General features: G+C 68.3%; 16 protein-coding genes. 10 read left to right on the top strand and 6 right to left on the bottom strand.

Annotation, left to right across the window (positions count from 1 at the left end):
• Positions 1-158: 158 nt before the first annotated feature.
• Positions 159-1,220 carry an LLM class flavin-dependent oxidoreductase gene (locus tag JNO44_RS39210; protein ID WP_205368748.1) on the top strand — a complete coding sequence of 354 codons (1,062 nt, stop codon included), beginning with the start codon at positions 159-161 and terminating at the stop codon, positions 1,218-1,220.
• Between the two features lie 320 nt (positions 1,221-1,540).
• Positions 1,541-3,019, top strand: coding sequence for an MFS transporter (locus tag JNO44_RS39205; RefSeq protein WP_205368747.1), 1,479 nt, complete (start codon positions 1,541-1,543; stop codon positions 3,017-3,019).
• A 611-nt stretch (positions 3,020-3,630) separates the two neighbouring features.
• On the opposite strand, the gene JNO44_RS39200 is transcribed toward JNO44_RS39205, so the two are convergent.
• The 6 genes from JNO44_RS39200 to JNO44_RS39175 form a co-directional block, all read right to left on the bottom strand.
• Positions 3,631-4,530, bottom strand: a complete 900-nt coding sequence (locus tag JNO44_RS39200; protein ID WP_205368746.1) for an aldo/keto reductase — start codon at positions 4,528-4,530, stop codon at positions 3,631-3,633.
• A 119-nt stretch (positions 4,531-4,649) separates the two neighbouring features.
• On the bottom strand, positions 4,650-8,186 hold the full coding sequence (gene car / locus JNO44_RS39195; RefSeq protein WP_240167865.1) for a carboxylic acid reductase: 3,537 nt from the start codon (positions 8,184-8,186) through the stop codon (positions 4,650-4,652).
• 125 nt (positions 8,187-8,311) lie between these two features.
• Complete coding sequence (locus JNO44_RS39190) at positions 8,312-9,670, bottom strand: MFS transporter (RefSeq protein ID WP_205368745.1); 1,359 nt, start codon at positions 9,668-9,670, stop codon at positions 8,312-8,314.
• Between the two features lie 160 nt (positions 9,671-9,830).
• The gene (locus JNO44_RS39185; RefSeq protein WP_205368744.1) at positions 9,831-11,108 is read right to left on the bottom strand and encodes a cytochrome P450; all 1,278 of its coding nucleotides are present in this window, start codon (positions 11,106-11,108) and stop codon (positions 9,831-9,833) included.
• Positions 11,109-11,154: 46 nt separating this feature from the next.
• Entirely contained in the window at positions 11,155-11,649 is a 495-nt protein-coding gene (locus JNO44_RS39180; protein ID WP_205368743.1) for a flavin reductase family protein, read from the bottom strand.
• 38 nt (positions 11,650-11,687) lie between these two features.
• Complete coding sequence (locus JNO44_RS39175; protein WP_205368742.1) at positions 11,688-12,746, bottom strand: pyridoxal phosphate-dependent aminotransferase; 1,059 nt, start codon at positions 12,744-12,746, stop codon at positions 11,688-11,690.
• A gap of 1,032 nt (positions 12,747-13,778) precedes the next feature.
• Here JNO44_RS39175 and JNO44_RS39170 point away from each other — a divergent pair.
• The 8 genes from JNO44_RS39170 (at position 13,779) to JNO44_RS39135 (ending at position 24,556) form a co-directional block, all read left to right on the top strand.
• On the top strand, positions 13,779-15,398 hold the full coding sequence (locus JNO44_RS39170; RefSeq protein ID WP_205368741.1) for an ABC transporter substrate-binding protein: 1,620 nt from the start codon (positions 13,779-13,781) through the stop codon (positions 15,396-15,398).
• 65 nt (positions 15,399-15,463) lie between these two features.
• Positions 15,464-16,354 carry an ABC transporter permease gene (locus tag JNO44_RS39165; RefSeq protein ID WP_240167864.1) on the top strand — a complete coding sequence of 297 codons (891 nt, stop codon included), beginning with the start codon at positions 15,464-15,466 and terminating at the stop codon, positions 16,352-16,354.
• Positions 16,351-17,238, top strand: coding sequence for an ABC transporter permease (locus JNO44_RS39160; RefSeq protein ID WP_205368739.1), 888 nt, complete (start codon positions 16,351-16,353; stop codon positions 17,236-17,238). The genes JNO44_RS39165 and JNO44_RS39160 overlap by 4 nt, the downstream gene beginning before the upstream one ends.
• Positions 17,235-19,007: a dipeptide ABC transporter ATP-binding protein gene (locus JNO44_RS39155; protein WP_205368738.1), complete on the top strand. Its 1,773-nt coding sequence runs from the start codon at positions 17,235-17,237 to the stop codon at positions 19,005-19,007. Before JNO44_RS39160 ends, JNO44_RS39155 begins: the two co-directional genes overlap by 4 nt.
• A gap of 77 nt (positions 19,008-19,084) precedes the next feature.
• Positions 19,085-19,795: a hypothetical protein gene (locus tag JNO44_RS39150; protein WP_205368737.1), complete on the top strand. Its 711-nt coding sequence runs from the start codon at positions 19,085-19,087 to the stop codon at positions 19,793-19,795.
• Positions 19,792-20,685, top strand: coding sequence for an alpha/beta fold hydrolase (locus tag JNO44_RS39145; protein WP_205368736.1), 894 nt, complete (start codon positions 19,792-19,794; stop codon positions 20,683-20,685). The genes JNO44_RS39150 and JNO44_RS39145 overlap by 4 nt, the downstream gene beginning before the upstream one ends.
• Positions 20,682-22,034: an amidase gene (locus tag JNO44_RS39140; RefSeq protein ID WP_205368735.1), complete on the top strand. Its 1,353-nt coding sequence runs from the start codon at positions 20,682-20,684 to the stop codon at positions 22,032-22,034. The genes JNO44_RS39145 and JNO44_RS39140 overlap by 4 nt, the downstream gene beginning before the upstream one ends.
• The gene (locus JNO44_RS39135) at positions 22,031-24,556 is read left to right on the top strand and encodes an FAD-dependent oxidoreductase (RefSeq protein ID WP_205368734.1); all 2,526 of its coding nucleotides are present in this window, start codon (positions 22,031-22,033) and stop codon (positions 24,554-24,556) included. Before JNO44_RS39140 ends, JNO44_RS39135 begins: the two co-directional genes overlap by 4 nt.
• Positions 24,557-24,648 lie beyond the last annotated feature (92 nt).

Genomic DNA, 24,648 nt, shown 5'->3' with positions numbered 1-24,648 from the left:
CTCACGCAAGCCGGCCCGGCAGAGGGTCGGTGCCGCGCCGACTGACGCGATCGACATCGGTTGTTGCACCGGACACGGGTCAGCGGATGGGCGGGCCGTACAGCAGCGTCCTTCGCATGCAGCCCTCCGTTCACACGCAGCCGGAAGGTATTCGCACCATGAAATACGGCATCTCATTCTTACCGGACTGCCGTTGCAGTCAGCGTTCTGCGACCGAGTATCTCGACGATGCGCTCGCCCTGTCCTGCCTCGCCGAAGAGCTGGGGTTCGACTATGTGAAGATGGTCGAGCATTATCTGCACGAGTACGGCGGGTACAGCCCGCACCCGCTCACCTTTCTGGCCGCGGTGGCCGCCCGGACTCAGTCGATCCGCCTGATGACCGGAGGCATCCAGGCATCCTTCCATCACCCGGTGCAGATAGCGGCGCAAGCCGCCCAGGTCGACGTCCTCAGCCACGGGCGACTCGATGTCGGGTTCGCTCGCGCCTTCCTTCCTTACGAATTCGACACCTTCGGTGTGCCGATGGAGGGAAGCCGGCAGCGGTACAAGGAAACGGTCGACGCCGTCCTTCGGTTGTGGACCGGGAAGGGCGTCTCGGAATCCAGCGAGTTCTTCCAGTACTCCGGTGTCAACTCCCTTCCGTCGGTGGTGCAGACGCCGCATCCGCCCACCTGGGTCGCCGGCCTGATGTCGCCGGAGACGTTTTCCTGGGCGGGTGACCGCGGGCTGAACCTCCTCATGGCGTCTCCGCCGCGTGCTGCGGAATTGCCCAAGGCCCGGGAGAACGTAGAGCTCTACAAGTCGTGCTTCCGGGAGGCTGCAAGGGAGACCGGGGCGTCGCCGCGGGTCGCGATGAGCATCCCGCTGATGATCGGCGAGACGGACGCAGACGCGGTGGACAGGGCGCTGCCTCGACTTCGGGCGCACTGGCAGGTGTTCGGCGAGGCCGCCGAGTCTCTGCTGCATACGCATTCGTCGGATTACGCGAAGTACCCGCAGATCGTGAAGAGCATCAAGGAGATGACCGACGACGATCTGATCGAGACGGCGATCGTCGGCTCACCGGAGACGGTCACGGAGCGGATCGTCGAGTTCCAGCGCGCGCTGTCCGTGGACACGTTCCTGTGGCACATCGACTACGGCGGCCAGGCGTTCAACGACATGGCCGGCAACCTCCGGCGCTTCCGCGAACAGGTGCTGCCGCGTCTCCCCGAGTGACGCAGCGGGCCTCTGCGCCAGCAGGCAGATGAAGTCGGCGCTCGGGGAGGGAGTCAACGGACCTTCTCCAGCGGGTGGCGAACGGGAGTCGTCTGCCCCTTCGCCACCCCGGCGCGGCTGCCTGCCCTTCCGCACGACTGTGCTGTCACGCCGTCAGCTCTCGCTCGGCAACCGCTCACAGTACGTCGCTTCGAGGTATAGACTTCGAAACATCGCTTCGAGGTATACGACTCGGAAGCTTCTGATGTCACTCAGTAGTCGACGGCCCGGGGCTCGTCGCGCCCGGGCGATGCTCGACTCGAAACGAGGACGGGAGATTCGTGACAGCAACCACGGGTGTCGAACCGACGGCACGAGCTGGTCATCCGCGGCGGCGCGGAGCTCGTCGCATCGCTTCTGGCGCGGCATTTCTGGTCATGGGAATGGTATCGGTGATGAATCTTGCGATACCGACCATCTCTACCAGTGATCTGCATCCGTCGGCGACTCAGTTATTATGGGTCGTCGACGGATACACCATCGTCTTCGCCTGCTTATTGGTCCCAGCGGGCGCCCTCGCGGACCGTTATGGGCGTAAAGGTTTTCTGCTCGTCGGCCTGACCGTATACGTCATCGGCTGCCTGGCTTCAGGGCTGGCCCCGACGATCGCATTGCTCCTTGCCGCGCGTTTCTTCACCGGGCTGGGAGCGGCATTCGTGTTTTCGACGACACTGTCGATCATCGTGAACATCCATACGGAGCAGGAACGTCCCAAGGCGGTCACGGGGTGGACGGTCGCCGTCCAGGCCGCCGGCATGGTGGCTGCCACGGCCGGCGGGGCTCTGGTGCAGTTCGGTGGCTGGCGCATGATGTTCCTGGTGTTCGCCGTTCTGGCGGTCTGCGCCACGATCTGTGTTGCGGCATATGTGCCCCGGACGCAGAATGTGGACGCGAAGGTGGACCTCGCCGGATCGGCGCTCCTGATCGTCGGTCTGACCAGCCTTCTCTACATGATCATCGAGGGTTCCGAACTGGGCTGGACCTCCTCGACCGTCATTGCCTCCGGAATCATGGGGATCGCGGTCATCGCGTACTACGCGGTGCGTAGCTGGGGCAAGAGGCATGCACTCCTCGACACGGCGCTCTTCCGCATCCCGAAGCTCCGGGCCGGGACGGTCGGAGTAATGGTCGGTTTCCTGGCGATGTTTGCGCTCTTCTACGTCAATTCCCAGTATCTGCAGTTCGCCAAGGGTTACACACCGCTGGTGGCCGGCCTCGCCACGATTCCCATGCCCCTGTGGAATGCCGTGGTCTCGGCGAAAAGCCTGCGGGTTGCCGACCGCATCGGCGCGCGTGCAACCATTGCGTCGGGGCTGGCAACCCTGGTCCTCGGCTTGGCTCTGCTGTCAACATTGACCGCGGCGACGCCGTACGCGGTTCTCATCGTCTACCTGCTGCTGATGGCAACGGGAATCGGGCTCTCCGCACCATTGCTGTCCAATGCCATCATCGGCTCCCTGCCCGCGAACCGTGTCGGGGCCGGATCGGGTCTCAACAGCCTCATGCGCGAGCTCGGGGCGGCGGTGGGCATTGCCACCATGGGAACGATCATCCAGGCTCACTTCTTCGCCCGCATCGCCGACGGTGAACCGCAGTCGTCCGTCTTCTCCAGATTGCTGACCAGCGGCAACACAGACATGGTTGACAAGTTCGTCAGCTCAGTGGATCTGGGATACCGGACGATCGGCGTCGTTCTGCTGGTGGTGTCGGTGTTCGTCATCGCCTGGTTCCGGAACGAGAATCCAGCCGAATCCGCATAACCGCTGACCGTGAACGCCGTGTCAGCTTGTGATGCCGGGCGGATGCAAGGCCGGACCGATCTATCTGTCCTCTCCTCTGTTCCGCCCGGCATCCAGCCTGTACGTCCACGCCGGGGGCGAGGGGCCGTGCCCGTCGGTGGCGGCAGCGGTGTTCGTCCGGCCGGCTCGGCGTATGAGCCCGATGGTGAGTTCGCGCAGGGGCGTTGCAGGGCGGCCGAGGTGAACCGCTCGGCGGCCGCCCAGAGTTCGCCTGGTCAGCCGTTGGTGCCCGGCTCAAGCGCGCTTCCACGTGCGCTGCTGCAACCGCCTCGTCCCAGGTGGCCGGCGCCCTCGCCCGGGTCCCTTCTGCCCTCCCGCGCCGAGCGCGGCCAGTTGTACCGGAGCGTCGGGCTCCTGCCGCCCCGGGACGGAGCAGCCGGCACCCATCTGTCGCGGTGATCCAACGGCTCGCCGCGGTACAGGGCCCGTTTGCCACCGTGCACCCCTGACCACGACCGCTCGCTGGTTCCGCCGAGCCGACCCGCTCTTCACCGACCTCCGGACGCCCCGGCCCGGTTGCGCCCTCTCCCGGCACCGGGGCCTCCTTGTTCGCCGCTCCCGGGATCGCCTCCTCAGCCGAGTTCGGAGAGTTCGGCGAGTTCGCCGGGTTCGAGTCGCACGGTGGCCGCCGCGAGGTTGTCTTCGAGATGCGCGACCTTGGCCGTGCCGGGGATGGGCAGCATGACCGGGGAGGCGGCCAGTAGCCAGGCAATCGCCACCTGGGCCGGTGTGGCTCGGTGGTTGGCGGCCACGCGGGCGAGAGGGCCGCCGGGGCCGGCGAGCGTGCCCGCGGCGACGGGAGCCCACGGCATGAACCCGATCCCGTTGACCGTGCAGTACTCGAGCACCGCCGCGGAGGAACGGTCGGTGAGGTTGTAGCGGTTCTGCACGGTGGCGATCTCGGTGATGGTCCGGGCCTGTTCGATCTGCTCGACACTGACCTGGGAAAGCCCCACCGCGGCGATCTTGCCCTCGGCCTTGAGCTTGGCGAGCTCGCCGACCTGGTCCGCGAGTGGGATCGCGGGGTCGACCCGGTGCAGCTGGAACAGGTCGATCCGCTCCAGACGGAGCCGCCGCAGGCTCATCTCCGCTTGCTGGCGCAGGTATTCCGGGCGTCCGACCGGCGGCCATGCCTTCGGGCCGATGTGGACCGGTCCGCCGCCGGTGTCGATGATGTCCGGGCCGTTACGGGTCACCCCCGCTTTCGTCGCGATCAGCACATCCCCCGGGTACGGGTGGATCGCCTCGGCGATGATCTCCTCGCTGATGTGCGGGCCGTAGGAGTCCGCGGTGTCGATCAGCCGCACGCCCAGCTCGACCGCCCGCCGCACCACGCGCACGCATTCGGCTCGATCGGCGGGCGGTCCCCACACGCCGCGCCCGGTCAGCCGCATGGCGCCAAAGCCGAGCCTGGCCACCGGCTTGTCGGCGATCTCGAATGTTCCCACGGACTCGGCGATTGTTCCGTTCACGAACGAGTACGTCCTTTCGCTGTATGGGGTGCCGATTCCGAGCGCGGGCCGGCCGCACCGGCTGGCGCCGTGCGTGTCGATGAGTGGCCACCGGTAAGCCCCCGCATGAGAGCCCGGGCTCAGACCAGGCCCAGGTGGCGGAGATCCGTCAGGTACTTCTCGATCAGTGGCCGGGACAGGTGTGGGATTTCCTTCTCCGGCCCGATTCCGGCGGCGCGTACCGCCTCTTGGAACCGTGTGGCAGGGACGACCGACCCGGCCAACGGTGCTGCTGGTTCGCGATAGGCGTGCACTATGGGGAGGAGAGAGTGTTGTCGTTGCTTCTCCGGCAGCGCCCGCAGGGCGGCTTCGAACCGCTCGTGCCACTCCTGGTAGTCCTCGATTCGGTGGATCGGTGTGCCGGAGTCAGCCAGCCAGTCGACAACGGTGTCCAGCGAGATGCCGTCGTCGTGCGGGTTGACCACGTTGAACGTGCGGTAGCCGGCCGTGCCGTCTCCCAGGGTGGCCACCGAGGCGGCGACGAAGCCACCCGGGAGGCCGTCGTAGTGCGCCCGTGGCTGCTGGCCCGAGTCTTCGGTGCGGTAGAACGACTGCGGAGCGATGCCGGTGGCGATCAGGCTCAGCATGAGGCGGGTGAACGTGTCCGGCACGTTGAGCTGTCCGGTGTAGCGGCCGTGCGCCAGGATCATGTCCGAACGGAACACGGTCACCGGCAGCCCGCACAGGTCGTGGGCTTCCCGCAGCAGTACCTCGCCGGCCCATTTGCTGAGGGCGTAGCCGCCTGCGTGGCGCTCGTCGATCGGGTGCACCGGGCAGGCCACTCTCATGTCGATGTCCTCATCCAGCGTGGCTGCTCCGTGCGACGCGACGGCCACGGTGGACAGGTAGCTGATCGGCTTCAGCTGGGTGGTGAGGGCCATGCGGATGAGCTCGGCGGTGCCGACGACGTTGGGGCCGAAGAGCTGCCTGTAGGGCAGGACGTGGTTGACCAGCGCGGCCGGGTGCACGATGAGGTCGACCGTGGCGGCCAATCGTTGCCAGGTCTGATCGGTCAGGCCCAGGTTGGCCATGCCGATGTCGCCGGCCAGCACCTGCAGTGTGCCGTTGCCGGCCAACTCGCCGAAATGTCGCCGGAGTTCGGCGTCCCCGCTGTCCAGCGCCTGTTCGAGGCGCTGTCGAGCGGCTGTGTTATCGGCGCCGCGTACCAGGCAGATCAGTGTGCCGCCGATCGGAGCCAGCCGCTCCAGCCATTCCAGGCACAGGAATCGGCCGAGATAGCCGTTGGCTCCGGTGAGCAGTACTGTCCCGGGCGCATCGGTCGGCTGGGGGAGTGACGTGGCTGCGGTGAGTGTGTCCTGGTCGATGAACCTGTCCAGGGTGAGATCCTCGGCCCGCGCCGCGGTGGCGTGTTCGCCGTGCACGCGGGCGAAGGTGGGCCGTTCCGTGGACGGGCTGCGCAGCTGTTCGATGTGATCGGCGATCTGGCGCAGGCTGTTGGCCGGGCCGATGAGCGTCCCGACCGGGACCTCGGTGTCGAAGGTCTCCCGCAGCAGATGGGACAGGGACAACGCCGACAGCGAATCCCCACCCAGGTCGGTGAAACGGGTGCCCGGGTTCAGCTCACCCTCGGGCATGCCGAGCAGCGCCTGCACGGCGCGGGTGACCGTCTCCACCACGGGGCGGCTCGTGTCATGCCGCAGTCCCCGCAACTCGTTGGCCTGCCCTTCGGCCAGTTCGGCGTAGCGCCGCTCGAGTTGCTCGCCGTAGCGCTCCTTCAACCGTGGCCGTATGTGCTTGGTCGAGTCGGACAAGAGGCCGTTGTCCTGACTGAATGGCTCGGTCTCGATGAGCAGGTCACGTGGAATTTCGTACGGGTTGAGCTTGGCCTCCTTTGCGATGCGCTGGAGCGACTCGCTGATCGTTGATTTGAGTGCCGCCTTGTCGGACGCCTGCTGGATTGCCGCGCGAGTCGGCACCACCACGGCGAGAAGATAGGCGCGGGAACTGTTCCCATACAGGTAGATCTGATGCACCAGCGGGCTGGTGGCGAAGACCGATTCCAGCCTCGCCAGCGCTACAAACTCACCCTGGGAAAGCTTGAGCACGTTGTTTCGCCGGTCGATGTAGACCAGGTTGTCCGGCTCGATCTCGGCCATGATGTCGCCGGTGCGGTAGAAACCTTCCTCGTCGAAGACCTCGGCGGTGAGCTCGGGGCGCTGATAGTAGCCGGAGGTGATCAGCTGGGTCTTGACCAGCAATTCCCCTCGAGGGTGCGGGGAATCGGTGGTGAGATAGCCGAGCTCGGGCACATCGACGAGCTTGTAGTCCACCACGGGGGGCCGTTGCACGCGGTGGTCCAGCATGAGGAATCCGGTTTCGGTGGTGCCGTATCCATTGTGGAACGGAACCTCCAAGCAGGATTCAAGGAAAGCGACCAGCTCTGGTGCGAGCGGTGCCGAACCACACAGGATTCGGACGATGCGGCCGCCGAACACTTCGTCCCGGAAGTGCGCGAGCACCTCGGTGTAGTCCGCTTCTCGCAGCTCGGTCCGCGGGGCCCGCTGGTCAAGGCGACTCTGGTAGCTCTGGAAGAGCATCTCGCAGACTCGTGGCACCACGGTGAGGTCGGTCGGCCGTATGAGCGCGAGATCCTCCAGGAAAGTGGACAGATCGCTGCTGGCCACAAAGTAGGCGGTACCGCCTCGGGCGAGGGTCGTGGCCAGGATCCTCCTCGCAACGAGATGACTCTGCGGGAGAAAGTTGGCGGTGATCACGGGGAACTGGTAACTGGGATCCCAGTTCGGACGCCACATCAGGGAGATGGTGGACTCCGCATACATGACGCCCTTGGGACTTCCGGTACTGCCGGAGGTGTAGATCAGTGCGGACAGCGTTTCTCCCGCACGGTCCTCCTGCGGCAGGTCCGGCGCAGGGGGCGATGTCCGCCCACAGTCGATGACGTGGGACAGAAGCTCCAGCGAAATCGGCGAACCGGCCTCAGCCAGCCTCCGGCGTGCGGCCGCCATGTGTTCACGGTGCTCATCGAGCTCGGGGTGGTAGTCGAACACAACCAACCGGCGGACGGACGTGTCCCCGGTCAACGCCTCGACCACCGTTTCCAGGCGTTCCGCACTCGTGGCGAAGATGCGTGGTGCTGCTTCCGTCACCAGGAGGCGGATATGGGCAACGGTGGAGTTGCTGTGCAGTGGCACGGCGACCGCGCCGACTTGGCTGCAGGCCAGATCCACGGTGGTGTAGTCGGTGCCGGCAAAGCCGAGGACGGCTACGAAATCGCCGGCCCGCAGGGGGTGCTCGGGGTGGTGATACCAGTCGGCGGCGACGGCGCACAACCGCAACCACAACTCGCTGTAGGTGAGGGTTCGGAAATGGGGCAGCAGCCGCATCTCGGTACGTCCGGCCACCGGGACGAACTCCTTGGCACGCTCTCCGAGCGCCGGGCGGTCGGCGTATCCCGCAAGTGTTCTCTTGATGATCTCGGACAACCGCAGTCCGCGTTCGCCGGTTGCCTCGAAGACTTCCGGCAGCGGCTTAAGGTCAACGAGCCCCGGTTCAGCCGACAACAGCTCGGCGATGCGCCGTTTCCGATTGGCTTCGAGTTGCGTGCGTGTGGCGTTGCTCTGCGACGTATTCCCCATTGCTAGACCTTTCCGGCCGTGACCGCCGTTCATCCGTGCGTCGTGCCGCACTGAGCTTGTACCTGCATCGTCGTCAAGGTGGGTCATCACATCGAGCCGTCAAACCGAGTCGTCGGGGTGGGGCGTCAAGGGGAGTCCAACTGCGGCGAGGAACCCGCGGACGGGGCCGCTGCCGCATCGCGACCGGGGGTGCCCGCCTCCGCGTGCGCGGAGTGGACGGTCGGGGGTGGTGAAGACGTCTGTGAGGGCCGCAGCACGCTCCAGTACGCCCCAGCCCCCACGGCCAGCACCGCCGTTGCCACCACAAACGGCGCGTGGAAGGTCCCGCTCACGTCGGCCAACCAGCCGGTGAGCGCCACCCCGCCGGCCGTGGCCGCGGTATTGGCGAAGTTCATCAGCCCTGTGGCCGCCCCCACCGCTCCGGTGGGGGCGAACAGGCCAGGCAGGCTCCAGGCGACCGGCGCCGCAATGGCGAGTCCGGCGAGAGAGAGGGACATCCAGCCCACGGCGAGGGCGGGGGAGCGCACCATTCCCGCGGCACCGACCGTCGCCCCGAGCGTCATCCCGGAGATCAGCACCGTCCTGCGGACTCGCACGGGATCGCGGCCGAGCCGCACCAGCCTGTCGACCAGCCAGCCTCCCAGGAGAAGTTCCGCGACCGTCGCCACGCCCCAGGGGATCATTGAGTAGATGCCGGAGCTGAGCAGCTGGAGGTGAAACTCACGCTGGAAGAACTCCGGCATCCAAATAAGGACCACATTGACCGTGTAGCCGTAGCAGCCGAAGCCGAGCGCGATCTTCCAGCTCGTGCGGGAGCGCAGCACCGTGCGCAGCTGCCCGGAGCGTCCCCGGTCCGTGTCGCGCGCGCCGCCACGGAGGATGAACTCCCTCTCGGAGGCCCGCAGTCTGGGGTGTGCGGACGGGTCCTGATATCCCCACCACCACACGGCGGCGAACAGCAGGCTGGCCGCCGCGGTGAACAGGAAGCCGGCTCGCCAGCCCCACATGCTCATCACGAAGGCCAGAACGGGGAACGCCACCATATTGGCGAGCTTGTGGGCTCCGTCGAACAGCGCTGTTGCCATGCCGCGTTCACTGAGCGGAAACCACGCTGCGGTTGCCTTGGAAGCACCGACCATCGACGGCCCCTCAGCCACCCCCAGCAGCAGACGCGCCACGATGACGCCACCAAGCCCGCCGGCCACCGCCGTGAGCAGGCTGGCGACGGCCCATAGGAGAGAAGCGATCCGGGTGAGGCGCGATACCCCGAACAAGTCCACCAGCACACCGGCGGGCAGTTGTACCAGGCAGTACGACCACGTGAAGGCGGACAGTACAATGCCGAGCTGACTCAGGCTGAGGCCGAATTCGTTGGCAAGGGGAGAGCTCGCCACCGACAGGGCCGTCCGGTCGAGAAAGTTGACGAGAATTCCTCCCGCCAGCAGCCCGCCGATGGCCCAGCGGGCGCGTCCTCGCGTATGCACAATTCCCCTCTCGTGTAGCAACCGCGCCGGTGTACGGGCGTTACGTGTGTCTCTGGGGTGATGTCCCAATCGGCGCGCCGGCCATGGTGGTTGACGTGGAAGCCGACCAGTCTGGTCTGCGCGTCTCCTGCGCACGCACTTCGCCGTCTGGAGACAACCGCTAAGGAGCTCTCAGCCCCTGTCGGGGTGCCGTCAGTGCCATCGGGTCAGTCGTCTTCTCGTGCTGATCCCAACGGAGTTCCAGTGACACGAATCCCCGCGCGATCATGATCCGGTCCCGGATCCAGGAATCCGGACTCGCCAGTTGCAGGCCCGGTAGGCGTTCGAAGAGGCGGGGGATGGCAATCTGCAGCTGAAGCCTTGCGAGCGGAGCGCCCAGGCAAGCGTGGATGCCCCGGCCGAAGGCCACGTTGTGGCGGGACGTCTTGCGCTCGATATCGAACCGCTCGGGATCGGAGATGACTCGCTCGTCGCGGTTCGCCGCTCCCCAGTGGACCATGACCCGGTCTCCGCGGCGCAGCCGTTCCCCGCCGAGTTCCGTGTCCGTCATCACGGTACGGAACAGTCCTTGGACCGGTGATTCAAAGCGCAGGATCTCATCGACCATCGTCTTTGTGAGCTGCTCGTCCAGCTGCGATTCTCGGACGTCGAGCTGGTGGTCCAGCAGTGTCACGATGCCGTTGCCGATCGCCCGGGTGACCGTCACATGGCCGGCGATGATCAGGTTCATCACCAGCTGCATGACCTGCACGGTGTCCATCGAGGTTTCCTGGGCGGACCGTAGAAGCAGGGAGATCAGGTCATCCCCGTCCGTCGCTTCCTTGTTCTGGAACAGGCCCATGATGTAGTGCTGCATCGCAACAACACTGTGCGCATACTTCACGCGATCCGACAGTGAATGCGCCGATTCGGACAGGCGAAGCCAGTCGTAACTCCATTGGTGCAGCTGGGGGACATCGTCCTGTGGTATTCTGAGGATCTGAGCCATGGTGATCAGCGGCAGTGGCCATGCGTACCGCTCGATGATGTCGGTATGCCCTGCATCGATGAAGCCGTCGACCAACTCATCGATGGTCTTCCGGATGAAGGGATCCAGCTGCGCTACCTTGCCGGGCGTGAAGACACGGCCAACCATGGCGCGCAGTTGGCGATGTTGCTCGCCGTCGCTCTCGGTCAGGTTCGGCGTCAGTGACCAACCCTGCTGTAAGACCTCTTTGACCCCATCGGGTTCATCTCCCGTGGAGAGGCGGACCGCATTTTCCGATGAGTAGGTCTCCGGATCGAGTGCTACCGTCAAGACGTCTTCGTGGCGGGTCACCACCCAGACATTCCTGGTCTCGTCAAAGAATATGGGGCACTCGTCACGCATCCGCTGGTACATCGGATACGGGTTGTCGAGTTGACGGTCCGACAGCGGGTCGTATCGGAATGATGTCATCGTGCAGCCTCCGTGCAGAGAAGGATGAACGCCGGCACCCTTCGGGTCAGGGTAAGCGCTGAAATGAAGAGCGGTAGTACAGCAGGGGAGAATCCGCTTCGGCCTGGTCGAGGTTGGTGACCTGCCCGATGGCTATGACGTGGTCTCCGCCGTCGAACTCCCGCACCAGTGAGCAGTCGATCCACCCAAGAACGCCATCGAGTAGGGGAGAAGCGTTGGGTGATTCGGTCCACTTCACCCCGGTGAATTTGTCGCCACCGGAGCGGGCAAACTGCTGGCAGACACCTTCCTGATGGTCCGCCAGGATGTTCACACAGAATCGACCTTCCTGCCTGATGAGTGGCCACGTAAGCGAGTTGCGTCCAATGCACAGTGCGATGTAGGGAGGATCCAGCGATAACGAACTGAAGGACTGGCAGGTGAGGCCCACTGGCCTGCCCCGGTGTAGTGCGGTCACGACCGTCACCCCGCTGCAGAACAGCCCGCAAACGGAGCGCAGCTTGGTTTGATCAACGGACACCGTGGAACTGTTCAGCTTCATTGCCGTCTCCAAACAACTGCTGGCGAAAATCGAGCACTTCACTCTGCGGGGAGTTCGCCCACCGAGCACGGTTGATGACCGTGCAGCACCCTGCCCTCCGCCGGGGTGCCCTGGTGTCCGTATCCCGCGTGGTGTGAAGCGGCCAGGACGTCACGGTCGATGGCAAAGTCCCGTGCCACGCGCAGGAGTACCTGGTTCTCCTCCGGTCGTCCTACCGAGACGCGTACGCCGCGCTGCGAGTACAGTCGGACGTCGATACCGGCCTCCCGGCAGGCCACCGCAAAATCCAGGCTGGCCGGCCCGAGCGGGATCCAGAGAAAGTTCGTGCCGCTCTTCGGTGAGCGGTATCCGTAGGTCGAGAGTTCGCGATGCATGGATTCGCGCTGCTCGATGATGTTCCTGATCCGTAGTTCCCGCTGCCATATGTTGTTGAGTGATGCGGTCGCCGCTGCCTGGGCGATCGTGTCGATGGTGAACGGCAGCATGTATTCATGGATCTTGTGCGCCAGCGGTGGCTTGGCTATCACATATCCCGCCGGCAGGCCGGCCAGCCCGTCCGCTGCCGAAAACGACCGCAGCACGATCAGATTCGGATGGTGCCGTTGCAGACCGGTCACGTCGACGTCCAGTTGTGCGTCGACGAAGTCCGCGTACGTCTGGTCGATGAGCACGATGGTCGTCGGGGGTAGCTGATGCAGCAGTCGTTCAATCTGCCGGCGTTCAAGAACTACACCGGTTGGTTCGTTCGGATTGCAGAGGTACACCAGTCCGGTTCGGCTCGATGCCAGGTCGCCGATGTTTTGCAGGTCCTGTGTGCATGCGTCGGAGAGGGGTACGGAGACCTGGCTCATGCGTGCGATCCGTGCCGATGTGGAGATGCCTTCCAACGTGGGGGACAGGTAGATGATTTCCGATTCGGCTTCATCGGCGGCTGCGGCCAGAGCGACTCCGGTGGCCAATGCGAGCCGGCCGGGCCCGACGACGATGTCGTCCGGCGCGCTGCCGTGGTGCCGTGCTATCGCCTGAACCAACCGTGTGCAGGTCGGGTCCGGGTGGCGGCTGAGGTCAGGGAGAACCGAATCGATTTCACGGAGCACGCTGGAAGGGATGGGGGACGGGATCTCGTTCAGGGAGAGGCGCCCGCTCCGGGTGCCACCCATCGCTGAGTGCAGCGGGGTTGGCCCAGGTAAGGCCGGAGTGCCGTCGTTCGCTAGCGTCGACTGCATGTCTGCTTCCCTATGTCTACTTCCCTCGAGTCTGTCTCAAGGGATTCGCACCCATCCGTGGGCCTGCCGGAGTGCCGGATTCCGGCGTGCAGTGCGTATGCGCGGATGTCATCCGGAAGCTGAATTCGCCCCCATCTCGCGCGAAAGAATCATCAGCAGAAAGCTCAACATCGGTACGGTGGCGCGGGGATTGTCCGGGGCGCGCCTCGCATGTATGGCAGGTCCCGCACGCTTCGAGGCGGACCGAAACGGCGGGGTGATTCACGCTTCCGCAATGGCCTGCCGACGCTCTCTATGGAAGGCGATGGCGCGGGAACGCGTCAAGGGCCTTTGCCGATCGCCGGCAGGCCGACCCTTTTCCATGGAACCAATTCCGGCCTGGCGCGGCGGCCGGTGAGCGGCTTTCCAGTCGTCCGGTGATACAGGCCGCCATCTGCACGGATGCGCCGGTCGGCGGTATGCGACCGGGCTCCGTCAGCGATGGTTTTCGGCAGCGAAACCGACCCGGCGGAAGGCCGAGGCTGGCGTGAAAGGTCCGTAGATACGTACCTCTAGACGTATGGGCAACCGGAACCCTCTTGACCTTGCGCTGGGCGGCGTTTGATGATGTCTGCCATGGATGGGTTAGCAGTTGTTGACGTTGCGTCACGGCATCGGGTGCATCACCGGCGCGGCCGGTACGAAGCAACGCGTCGCTCGCTCCTCCCGGACATGTCCGAACGATGTTCCGCTCCGCGACCTCGCGGGCGGAGAGCGGGTCACACCGCCCGCTGAAACCCTCTTGTCCTCAGGCATCCTCCTTCGTGCACCGCGGCGCGCTCCCACCGGGGTCGAGCGCGGCACCCGGTGTGTGTCCACCTTGGGAAGGGCATGCGAATCCCGTCGAGACACCAGCTTGTGGCGTTGTTGCTGGTCGCAACCGCCGGACTCACGGCGTGTTCCCGCTCCGGGAGCGCCGCCGAGGACATGGGGCCCTCCGGTCCTCCGCGTTCGGGCGGCACGCTGACGGTGGCCGCGGACAAGGAACCGGACTGCTACGACCCGCAGGTCAGCCCCGCCGACGTCACCGCCTCCCTCATGCGTAACGTCTACGACTCGCTGATCGCCCAGCGCCCCGACGGCACCTTCGCCCCGTGGCTCGCGACCGGGTGGAAGGTCTCCGGCGAGGGCACCGTCTACACCTTCCGATTACGCAGGGGCGTGACGTTCACCGACGGCACCCCGTTCGACGCCACGGCGGTCAAGGTGAATCTCGACCGGATCGCCGCTCCCGCCACGAAGTCGGAGTATGCCGCCGCCCTCATCGAGCCCTATCGGTCCACGACCGTCGTGGACCGGCACACGGTACGCATCCGGCTCAGCCGGCCCTTCGCTCCGTTTCTGAGTGCCCTCAGCACGACCTACCTCGGATTTCACTCGCCGCGCTCGCTGCACGCCGCCCCGGGAGCGCTGTGCGCGGGCGGACCCTCCGCGGTGGGAACAGGGCCGTTCCGCTTCGTTTCGCACACCAAGGGACAGCAGGCCGAGTTCGTCCGCAATCCCCGCTACGCCTGGGCGCCCCAAGGAGCCGGCCATCAAGGCCCCGCCTACCTGGACACGTTGGTGTACCGCTTCCTGCCCGTCGGCTTTGTGCGGATCGGAGCGCTGCTGAGCGGACAGGCGGAGGTGGCGGACGGAGTCCCGCCCCAGCACACCCGGACCGTACGCGCGGATCGACGGATGCGCCTGATCAGCCAGGTGCCGCCAGGCGTCGGATACACCTACTTCCTCAACACCCGCCGGGCCCCCTTCGCCGACCGGCGGATCCGCTTGGCGGCGGCCTGCGCGCTCGACCGACACACCCTGCTGGAGTCCGTGTACTTCGGACAGCGACGGCCTGCGGACAGCGTGCTCAGCCCCGCCACTCCCGGACATCACCCCTCGCCCGGCGCGGAGCGGCCCGATCGCGCCCGCGCGGATCGGCTGCTGGACGCGGCCGGCTGGCACCACCGCGACCAGGAGGGCTACCGGACCTGGCACGGCCACCGGCTGAGCGTCGACCTCCCGTTCGTCGCCGACTTCACGCCTGCGGAACAACGCACGCTGGACGAGGGCGTGCGCGCCGATCTCGGGAAGGTGGGAATTGAGGTGCGGCTCATCCGGCTGGCCGCCAATGACTTTCTGCCGCGCCGGAACGCGGGGCGGTACGACATGGTGGCTTTCCGCTGGCCGGCCGCCGACGCCGATGTGCTGCGTACCCTCTTCGGCTCGGGACAGACGTTCACACAGGGTGGCTACAACGCCTCCCGCACTGCGGACCGGGTGCTCGACGCATGGCTGTGGAGCGCATCCACCGTCGGAGACCGGACGCGCCGGGACGCGCTGTACGCCCGCATACAGCGCCGCATCGCCGCTCAAGGCTACGCCCTGCCGACCGCCGTGGACCGGCGGGTGGTGGGCGCGCACCGGCGGGTGCGCGGGCTGACGTTCGACGCCCACGCATGGCCGCTGTTCCAGGGCGTGTGGCTTGCGGGGGCGCGGTGAGGTCCGGCGTTCCCCGGTATGTCCTGCGCAGGAGCATCGCCGCACTGGCCGTGGTGTGGGGTTCCGTGACGGTTGCCTTCGTCGCGCTGCACCTCATCGGCGGGTCCCCGGTGGACGCCGTCTTAGGCCCCACGGTGAGCGCCACGCCGGGACTGCGTCAGCAGATCATTCGCGCGTACGGCTTCGACCAGCCGCTGGTGGTGCAGTACGGGGTGTGGCTCGGCAAGCTGCTCACCGGCGACCTGGGCTACTCGTACCAGTTGAACGAGCCCGTACCGCGGGTGCTCGCCGACCAGTTGGGTCCGACATGCCAACTGGCCCTGGCCGCCGTGGGGGTGGCCGTGGTGGTGGCACTGGCCACCGCACTGCTCGCGGCCGGGCGGGGACGGGTCATCGGGGCGGTGGTGTCGGCGGTCGAGATGGCCGCGGTGTCCGTACCGCAGTTCTGGTTCGGCCTGCTGGCCCTGTCGGTGGTGTCCTTCCGATGGCGGCTGCTGCCGATAGCGGGTGATCAGGGGGTGGCCTCGCTGGTCCTGCCGGCCGTGACACTGGCCGTACCGGTGGCCGGGACGCTTGCGCAGGTGGTGCGGGCGGGGCTGGAGGAGGCCCTCGCCCAGCCGTTCGCGCTGACCGTGCGGGCACGGGGTGTGCGGGAGTCCGTACTGCGGGTGCGGCACGCGCTGCGTCACGCGGCGCTGCCCGCGCTGAACTTGGCGGGGTGGACTGCGGGCAGCCTGCTGAGCGGTGCGGTGCTGGTGGAAACGGTGTTTGCCAGGCCAGGGGTGGGGCGCGTCCTGATCACCGCGGTCACCGCCCAGGACACGCCCGTCGTGATGGCTGTCGTGATGCTGTCCGCCACCACCTTCACCGTGATCAACCTGCTGGTGGATCTGCTGGTGCCCCTTCTTGACCCCCGCCTGCGCGACGGACGGGCGACGAGGGAGGCGAGGGCATGACGTGCCGCCGCATGCCCTCCGCCCGCCAGGCGCTGACCGCGGCCCGGAAGGCCATCAGGAGTGCGTGCCCGAGGCTGCCGCTCGGCAGCGGACTGTCCACCGTTCCCGTTGCGCTGGTGCTCACGGTGACACTGTTGGCCGCCGTCCGTCCGGAGCTGCTCACCCAGCACGCGCCGGACGCGACGTCCGCGCAGACCCTCCGGCCTCCGGGCAGCGGCCATCTCTTCGGCACCGACGAGCTCGGCCGTGATGTCTTCTCCCGCCTTGTGCACGGCACTCGGCTGTCTCTGCTGATTGGTGCGGGGGCCACGGCCATCGGTGCCACCGTGGGCACACTGATCGGCCTCGCGGCGGGCCTCTTCGGGAACGCCGTGGACGGGGTGCTGATGCGCTGCACCGAAGTCCTGATGGCCTTTCCCGAGCTGCTGCTCGCGCTGCTGGTCATCACGGTGACCGGACCGGGGACGGCGAACATGGTCCTCTCCGTCGGCATTGCCGGGGCACCGGGGTACGCACGCGTCGCACGGGCCCGGGTGCTCGCGGTGCGCGGCGCGGGATTCGTGGAGGCCGGCCTTGTGCTGGGCCTGCGGCGCCGACACCTGGTGACCCGGCACATACTGCCGAACGCGCTCGGCCCGCTGCTCGTCCTCGCCGCGGTCGGCTTCGGCGGCGCCATGGTCTCCGGCGCCGCGCTCAGCTACCTCGGGCTCGGTCCCCAGCCACCGTCGACCGACTGGGGGACGCTGCTGGCCGACGGTCAGGAATACCTCCAACTCGCCTGGTGGCCCACGGCCTTCCCCGGCTGCGCGGTGACCGTCCTGGCGATGTCGGTGACCGCCCTCGGCCGTCGGCTCGGCGGCAGCATCATCGGGGTGGGCCGATGACCAGCAGCGCACAGAGGTATGCCCCGTTGGTCGCATGTGACGGACTCACGGTGGACTTCGCCGGCTGCGGCGGGCGTGTACCGGCCGTCAACGGTGTGACGCTGGCCATCGCCCCCGGCGAGTGCCTGGCACTCGTCGGACGGTCCGGATCGGGGAAGAGCGTCACCGCCCGGGCGCTGGTCGGCCTCGCCGGTCCGGGTGCGCGGGTCACCGCCCGGCGCTGGACGGTCGGGGGGAACGACGCCTCGCGGTGGGGGCCGCGGTCCTGGCGCCGGATACGAGGGCGTCAGATCGGACTGGTGCTCCAGGACGCGCTGGTGTCGCTCGACGGGATGCGCACCGTCGGAGCCGAGGTGGCCGAACCGTTGCGTGCCCACCGGATCGTGCCGCGTGCGAAGACCGCGGACCGGGTGGCGCAGCTGCTGTCCGAGGTCGGCATACCGGATCCTGTGCGGCGGGCCGCACAGTACCCCCACCAGCTCTCCGGCGGTCTGCGCCAGCGCGCGCTGTTGGCCGCCGGGCTCGCCGCAGGTCCTGCCCTGCTCATCGCCGACGAGCCCACGACGGCGCTGGATGTCACCGTGCAGGCGCAGGTTCTCGGCCTGCTGGGACGGTTGCGCGACGCGGGCATGGGACTGCTGCTGATCAGTCATGACCTGGCTGCCGTGGCCACGGTGGCGGACCGGGTGGCGGTGCTGCACGACGGCAGCGTCGTGGAAGAGGGACCGGCCGCACGGGTGCTGTCCGATCCGCTCCACGACCGCACCAGGGAGCTGCTGGCCGCCGTCCCGTCGGTCGCTGTGCGCCGCTCCGCCGCGACAGCCCGGCCGGACACCGGATGCCCTGTCGCCGTGCCGGATACCGCCACGGCGCCGCCTACAGCGCAGACCGCCGCGCGCGAGAGCCCGCTCGACGGGGCCGTTCCCCCCGACGCGGTCCTGCTCGACGTCAGGTCCGTGACCAAGAGTTACCCGGACCCGCACGGGGAGCGCCGAGCGGCGGTACGAGAGGTGTCCTTCCGACTTCCCGCCGGCCGAACTCTCGGTATCGTCGGCGCGTCCGGGTCCGGCAAGAGCACCACGGCCCGCCTCGTCCTGGGGCTGGAGACGCCGGACTTCGGTTCGGTGCACTTCGACGGCGAGCTCTGGAGCGGCCTGGCAGAGCGGCTGCGCCGTCCCCTGCGCCGGCAGATCCAGTTCGTCCAGCAGGATCCGCTGAGTTCCCTTGACCCGCGGTGGACCATCGGCCGGCTGCTGGAGGAGGCGCTGGGCGTGCGGGGCGTGCCCAGCGGCAGCGCCCGCCGTGACGAGGCGGTGCAGCTGCTGGAACAGGTCGGGCTTGAGGCGGCCCACCTGGCACGGCGGCCGGCGCAGCTTTCGGGTGGGCAGCAGCAGCGGGTCGCCTTCGCCCGTGCCCTGGCACCCCGGCCCCGCCTGCTCGTCTGCGACGAACCCGTCTCCGCGCTGGACAGCACCGTCCAGGCCCAGATCCTCGACCTGCTCGCGGGACTGCGCCGACGCTACGGACTCACCATGCTGTTCATTTCCCACGACCTACGGGTCGTCCGCCGGCTCTGCGACCACGTCATGGTCATGCGGGACGGCCAGGTCGTGGAAAGCGGCAGCACCGCAGGGGTCTTCGACCGGCCGCAACACCCCTACACCCAGGCCCTGCTCGACGCGCTCCCCGGCTGGGAGCCGGGCACTCGGCCGCCCGGTGCGAGGCGGCCCGGGAGCTCGCCGGGCACGGCGAGTTCGCCGTACTGGTGAACAACCCGACCGGGTGCCGCACGCCGTCGTAGGGCATTCGGTCCAGCTGACAACGACGGCGGGAAAGGTGGACCGAGATGGCAACGGAGCAGACGACGACAGAGCTTCCGGAGCAGCGTTCCGGCGCGGCTGCGCCCGTCGACGGCGGGTATGCGGCCGACATCTTCACGATGAGTGACGCCGAGCGGGTGGCGCTGTGGAAGCAGCGCCTCTTCGAGGCCGAAGCGGGCATGACGAAGTACCTGGTGGAACAGCAGGCCGGCACGGCGCTGGGGGAGTGGTTCGGGATTCAGGCGGCCATCTTCGATGGCCTCCCGGCCCAGGACCCGCCCGTCCCCGCCGACTGGCAACGTGTCTTCTTCCGGGCGCAGGCCCTCATCGAGCGCTTCCTGATCAGCCGCTTCGGCTACGGCGAGTTGACGGCCTGGGCACGCGCCAACGCGGCGGTGCACGGCGCGGTGGAGCGCGCCGGCGGCCGTGGCGCCGCCGATGCCATAGGCCGGGTGGCCAGACAGGCCGAACTGTACGGGTCCGAGATGCGGCTGCTCGAGGCATCGCGGGAGCGGGCGGAACTGCTCATCACCCACTGCGGCATCTGGGACTACCGGGAGCGCGCCCGGGCCCGCGGCGTACCGCTCACCCTGAAGTCCCCGTGCGAGTTCTGCACCGCGGCCACCTCGGCCAATATCGCCGCGCGCGGCTATCGACCCGGCTTCGAACTGATCGAGGACGGCGACGACCACGGTTGCCGCTGGCAGGCCAGCGCTCCCCAGAAGGCGGACCGTTGAGCGCCCTACCGCAGCAGAAGCTGCTGCCACACTGTCTGAACGGACCGCACGGGCGGCTGGCGTATGTCGACGAGGGGCCGAGCCGGGCGACGGCCACTCCGCTCGTCCTCATCCACGGATGGGGCGCGGACCTCCATGACTGGGACGCGACGGTGGAGCGCTTCCGGAGCCGGAGCCGAGTGATCGCCCTCGATCTTCGCGGTCACGGCAGTTCCGGTCCCTCGACCAGCGACTACCGGCCGGCGACGCTCGCCGCGGATGTCGTCCGACTGCTGGACGAGCGCGGGGTGGCCGCCCCGGCCGTTGTGGTCGGCCACTCACTCGGCGCCGTGGTCGCCTCCGTCGTCGCCGCGGAGGCCGGCGACCGGGTGGCGGGCCTGCTCGTTCTCGATCCCGCCTACGGACGTCCGGAGGGCCACCGCGACCGTGTGCGGCCATGGCTTGAGCAGCTGCGTACCGATCCCACCGAGCTCGCCCCCGATCTCGTCGCCGGTTCGGTCGACCGCACACATCACCCGGAGCTGCGCGCGTATCTCCGCGACCGGGTGCGGCGGACCGACCCGGAGGTGATGCGGCGCACGCTGGCCGACCTGCACATGCCCGCCGAATCCTTCTCCAGCGAGCCTGCCTCGTCCCGGTATCTGGTGCGCCGCACTCAGCCGGTGCTCGCGCTCAACCGCGACCGGAGCCGCGCACGTTGGGAAGCCGGTCTCCTGGCCGGCCCGCCGTCGCGCAGTCTGGTCTGGGAGGACTGCGGTCACTTCATCCACCTGGAGGCCCCGGAGCGCTTCCATACCCTGCTCGAACAGTGGCTGGCCCTGCTGGAAGGCGCCGGCGAGGAGACCTTCACCTTCGGATCCGACGTGGTGCGGGCCGGAGGCGGGACATGACGGTCAAGGGCGGGCGGAGCGCGTCCGACAACGATGCCGGAACGCCGGTCGTCCCGGGCGTGGTGGAGGCGGCGTGGCTGGTACGCGAGCGCCACCTCTCGCCCGTGGAGCTGCTGGAGCAGTGCCTGCGCGGAATCGAACGCGAAGATCCCTGGCTGCGGGCCTTCGACCGGGTCGATGCGGAAGACGCCAGGCGGGCGGCCCGGGAGGCCGAGCGCCAGGTGATGAGCGGCGAACGACTGGAGCCGCTGCACGGGGTACCGATGGCCTGCAAGGTGCTGCTGGAGACGGGCGCCACGGGTCGGGTTCCGGCCCAGGCCGTCGCGGCCCTGCGCTCGGCGGGGGCGGTCATCGTCGGCACCACACGGGCTCCCGCACTGTTCACCTTCGACTGTGACACCCGCAACCCGCTCGATCCGGCGCATACGCCGGGGTGGTCCAGCACCGGGTCCGCGGCGGCGGTCGCGGCCGGTCTGGTGCCCGCGGCGCTGGGGAGCGACACCGTCGGCTCGGTGCGCATTCCCGCGGCTCTGTGCGGCGTGGCCGGGCTGCGTCCCAGTGCCGGCCTGGTCGGGCGGCGCGGGCTGACCGTCATGTCCGAGACCTTTGATGAAGTCGGCCCTATTGCAAGGAATGTGACGGATATTCAGTTACTTTTCTCCACCCTTTCCGCTGACCGGCCGAGCGCGCCGCCGGACGCCGCCGGGCAGCCGGACGTACGAGGGCTGCGGATCGCCGTCCCGGGCGGCTTCTTCTCCGAGGGCTGTGTGCCCCGCGCCGTAGAGGCCGTGGAGAAGGCGGCCGGGACACTGTGCTCCCTCGGCGCACAGCTGCGCCATGTCGCCGTCGACGCCGAGTACTTCGACAGGGAGCTGACCGCATCCCTCACGCTCTGGGAGACGGCGTGCCGCTTTCCCGGTGCCCTCCCCGCCGAACCGGGGATCGCCGCGGCGGTACGGGACGGCCGACGGATCGGCGCCGAGCGGGCCGCGCGGCTGTCCGGGCGTGTCCGCCGGCTGCGGGAGCGCTGGCGTGCGCTGTTCCGCGAGGCCGAGGTGGACGTCCTGCTCGTGCCCACCGTTCCGGCGCCGGCCGCGGAGCGGGAAGCCACCCACCGCACACGCCCGGACGGGGTACCCGAACCGCTCGCCGCGGCCTACCCACGGCTGTGCAGACCCGCGTCCGTGACCGGTGCACCCGCCCTCACGGTGCCTGCCGCCGAACCGGCCGGCCGGGGGCTCCCGCTGGGGGTGCAGTTCCTGGGCGCACCCGGCGGCGACCGGCACGTGCTCCGGGCCGGGGCCGCCTATGAGGCGGCAGGTACCCCGCCGAACGGAGACCACCGATGACTGCGATGGACTCCCCCCGGTACCCGACGCCGGAGAATCCCGCCGACCGGCCGGCCCGGTACACCGAAGAACTGCATGCGGACCTAGTCGTCGTGGGCGGCGGACTGGCCGGCTTGTGCATGGCGCTGGCCGCCGCACGCGAAGGCGCCGACACGGTCCTGGTGCACGACCGGCCGGTCCTGGGCGGCAATTCCTCCAGCGAGGTACGTGTGGTGCCCGCGGGTACGGCGCACTTTTCGGCGTGGGCGCGCGAGACCGGCATCGTCGAAGAACTGCTGCTGGAGGACCGGGCCACCAACCATGCGCAATTCTGGGAGAGCGGGCTGACCAACTGCGGCTGGGATCTGACGCTGTGGAACGCGGCACGGCAGCAGCCACGGCTGCGTACGGTGCTCAACGCCAGCGTCCGCACCGTCCACGTCATGGGCACCGATGCGGACAAGGGAGGGTCCGGCGGCCAGGGGATCACCATCAGCCGGGTCGATGCCGTACAGCTGACCACGGAGAAGGAACTGAGGCTGCGCGCCCGGCAGTTCGCGGACTGCACGGGCAACGGAACCGTGGGCTACCTCGCGGGCGCCGACTGGGACTACGGGCGGGAGGCCCGTCACGAGTACGGTGAACCGCTGGCCCCGGCGGTCCGGGACTTCTCCACCTCCGGCAGCACCATCACCCTGCGGGCCCGCGACACCGGCCGTCCGGTCTTCTACACGCCTCCCACGTGGGCCGAACCGTATGACGCACAGCATCCGATCGGCCCGTTCCGTGAACTGCGCAATATCCACCGCAAGGAGTTCGGCGGCTTCTGGTGGCTGGAGATCGGCTACCCGTTCCACCAGGTGACCGGTGCCGAGGAAGTCCGCGACGAACTGCTGCGCCATGCACTGGGCGTATGGAACTACCTCAAGAACCACCATCCCCGGCGAAGAGCGCTGGCCAACTACGCGCTGGAGTGGATCGGGTCGTTGCCCGGGCGCAGGGAGAGCCGACGGTTGCTGGGCGATGTGGTGCTCAGCGAGTGGGACTGCCATAAGGACGGGGTCTGGCCCGACCGCATCGCCTCCGTCGGCTGGTACCTGGACCTGCATGCCAAGGGAGGGCTGCTGAACAAGTCGGAGCCCGGAGAACCGTCCAAGGCCGACGTCGACTACCGGCACTGGACGCGGGTACCGCCCTTCAGCGTGCCGCTGCGTGCCTGCTACAGCCGCAATGTGACGAACCTCTGGCTGGGCGGCCGGTGCCTGAGCGCCACGCATGTGGCACTGGGCGCGCTGCGGGTCCAGCAGATCCTCGGCATGCTCGGCCAGGCGACCGGCGTCGCCGCCGCATATGCGCTGCTCGGCGGTCTGACTCCGCAACAGACTGCCGACCCCGACGACAAGCACATCGACCGCGTACAGCAGCGCCTGCTCCGTTCGGACGTCCGCATCCACGGGATGCGGGAGCGGCCCGTCACCGGGCTGGAGGTCGCGGTGACCGCTGACAGCCAGGCGCCGCTCGACTTCGGTGCGCCGGACCCCGCACAGGCCCGCCGCCTGCATGTTCCCCAGGCTCTGGTCTTCCCGGTGAGCACCGGGCGGCTGCGCACGGCGGCGGTCCGGCTGCGCAACGACGGCCGGACGATGGCGACGATCGGGTGGCACCTCGCGGAGGTCCCCACGCTGTGGACTCGTACGGACGGGGAACCGGTCGCCCACGGGACGGTGGACGTGCCGCCCGGCACAGCCGAGGTCACCCTGCCGCTGGAGGCCGTGGTGCGCCCCGGTCGTCTCCATCGGCTCTCCCTGAGCCCACTTGCCGGAGCGGCAGCACCGGATGCGGCGGCAGTCCACTGGATCACCGCCACCGACCAGCCGCCCGGCACCACGGCGCAGTACCTGCACACCACGGACGACGGCCCCACCGCGGAGGCGCACTCCCACGGTGTCCCGGCCGCCGGTGAGATCGCCCTGCCCGCCTACCGGCACTGGTGCCAGGACAAATGGACCGCCCTCACTCTGCGCACCGATCCCGTGCAATACCCCTATGGCCCGGAGAACGCGGTCACCGGACGGCACTGGCCCGAGACGGGACCGCAGCTGTGGATGTCCGACCCACAGGCATCGCTGCCGCAGAGCCTGGAGCTCAGCTACCCCCGGCCCCTCACCTTCGACGAGGTGCGGCTCCGGTTCGACACCGACCTCAACGCCCGGATCAGCAGCGCTCCCGGCCTGTGGCGGCCCCCGCAGTGCGTCTCCGCCTACCGTGTGCTGAGCCGCCCCGGGCCGCACCAACCATGGCGGGAACTGCACCGCGCCGAGGACAACTACCACCGCCTCAACGTCATCCGCCTGCCCAGTGCGGTCCGCGCCCGGCAGGTCCGTGTCGAGGTCCTGGCCGTCGGGCCGCCCGAACCGAGGCGTTTCACCGAGGAAGAGACGGCCTGCTGGCGTGAGGACGGACGGCGGGCCGCCCGGTCCACCCGCCCGCCCGGCTGCCGTATCTACAGCGTGGGCCTCTACCACGAGGACGCTCTGCTCTGAGTGCCCGCCCACCCCGCGAACCGCGGTGGCGCGCACTCCCGCGCCACCGCGCCTGCCCCCACTCCGAATGCCCGTGAAAGGAACCCCCACCC

Origin of the sequence: Streptomyces noursei, assembly GCF_016917755.1 — a bacterium.
GTDB lineage: Bacteria > Actinomycetota > Actinomycetes > Streptomycetales > Streptomycetaceae > Streptomyces > Streptomyces yunnanensis.
Note: the sequence above shows the minus strand (reverse complement) of the source record. Positions and strands in the feature narration are given on the sequence as shown.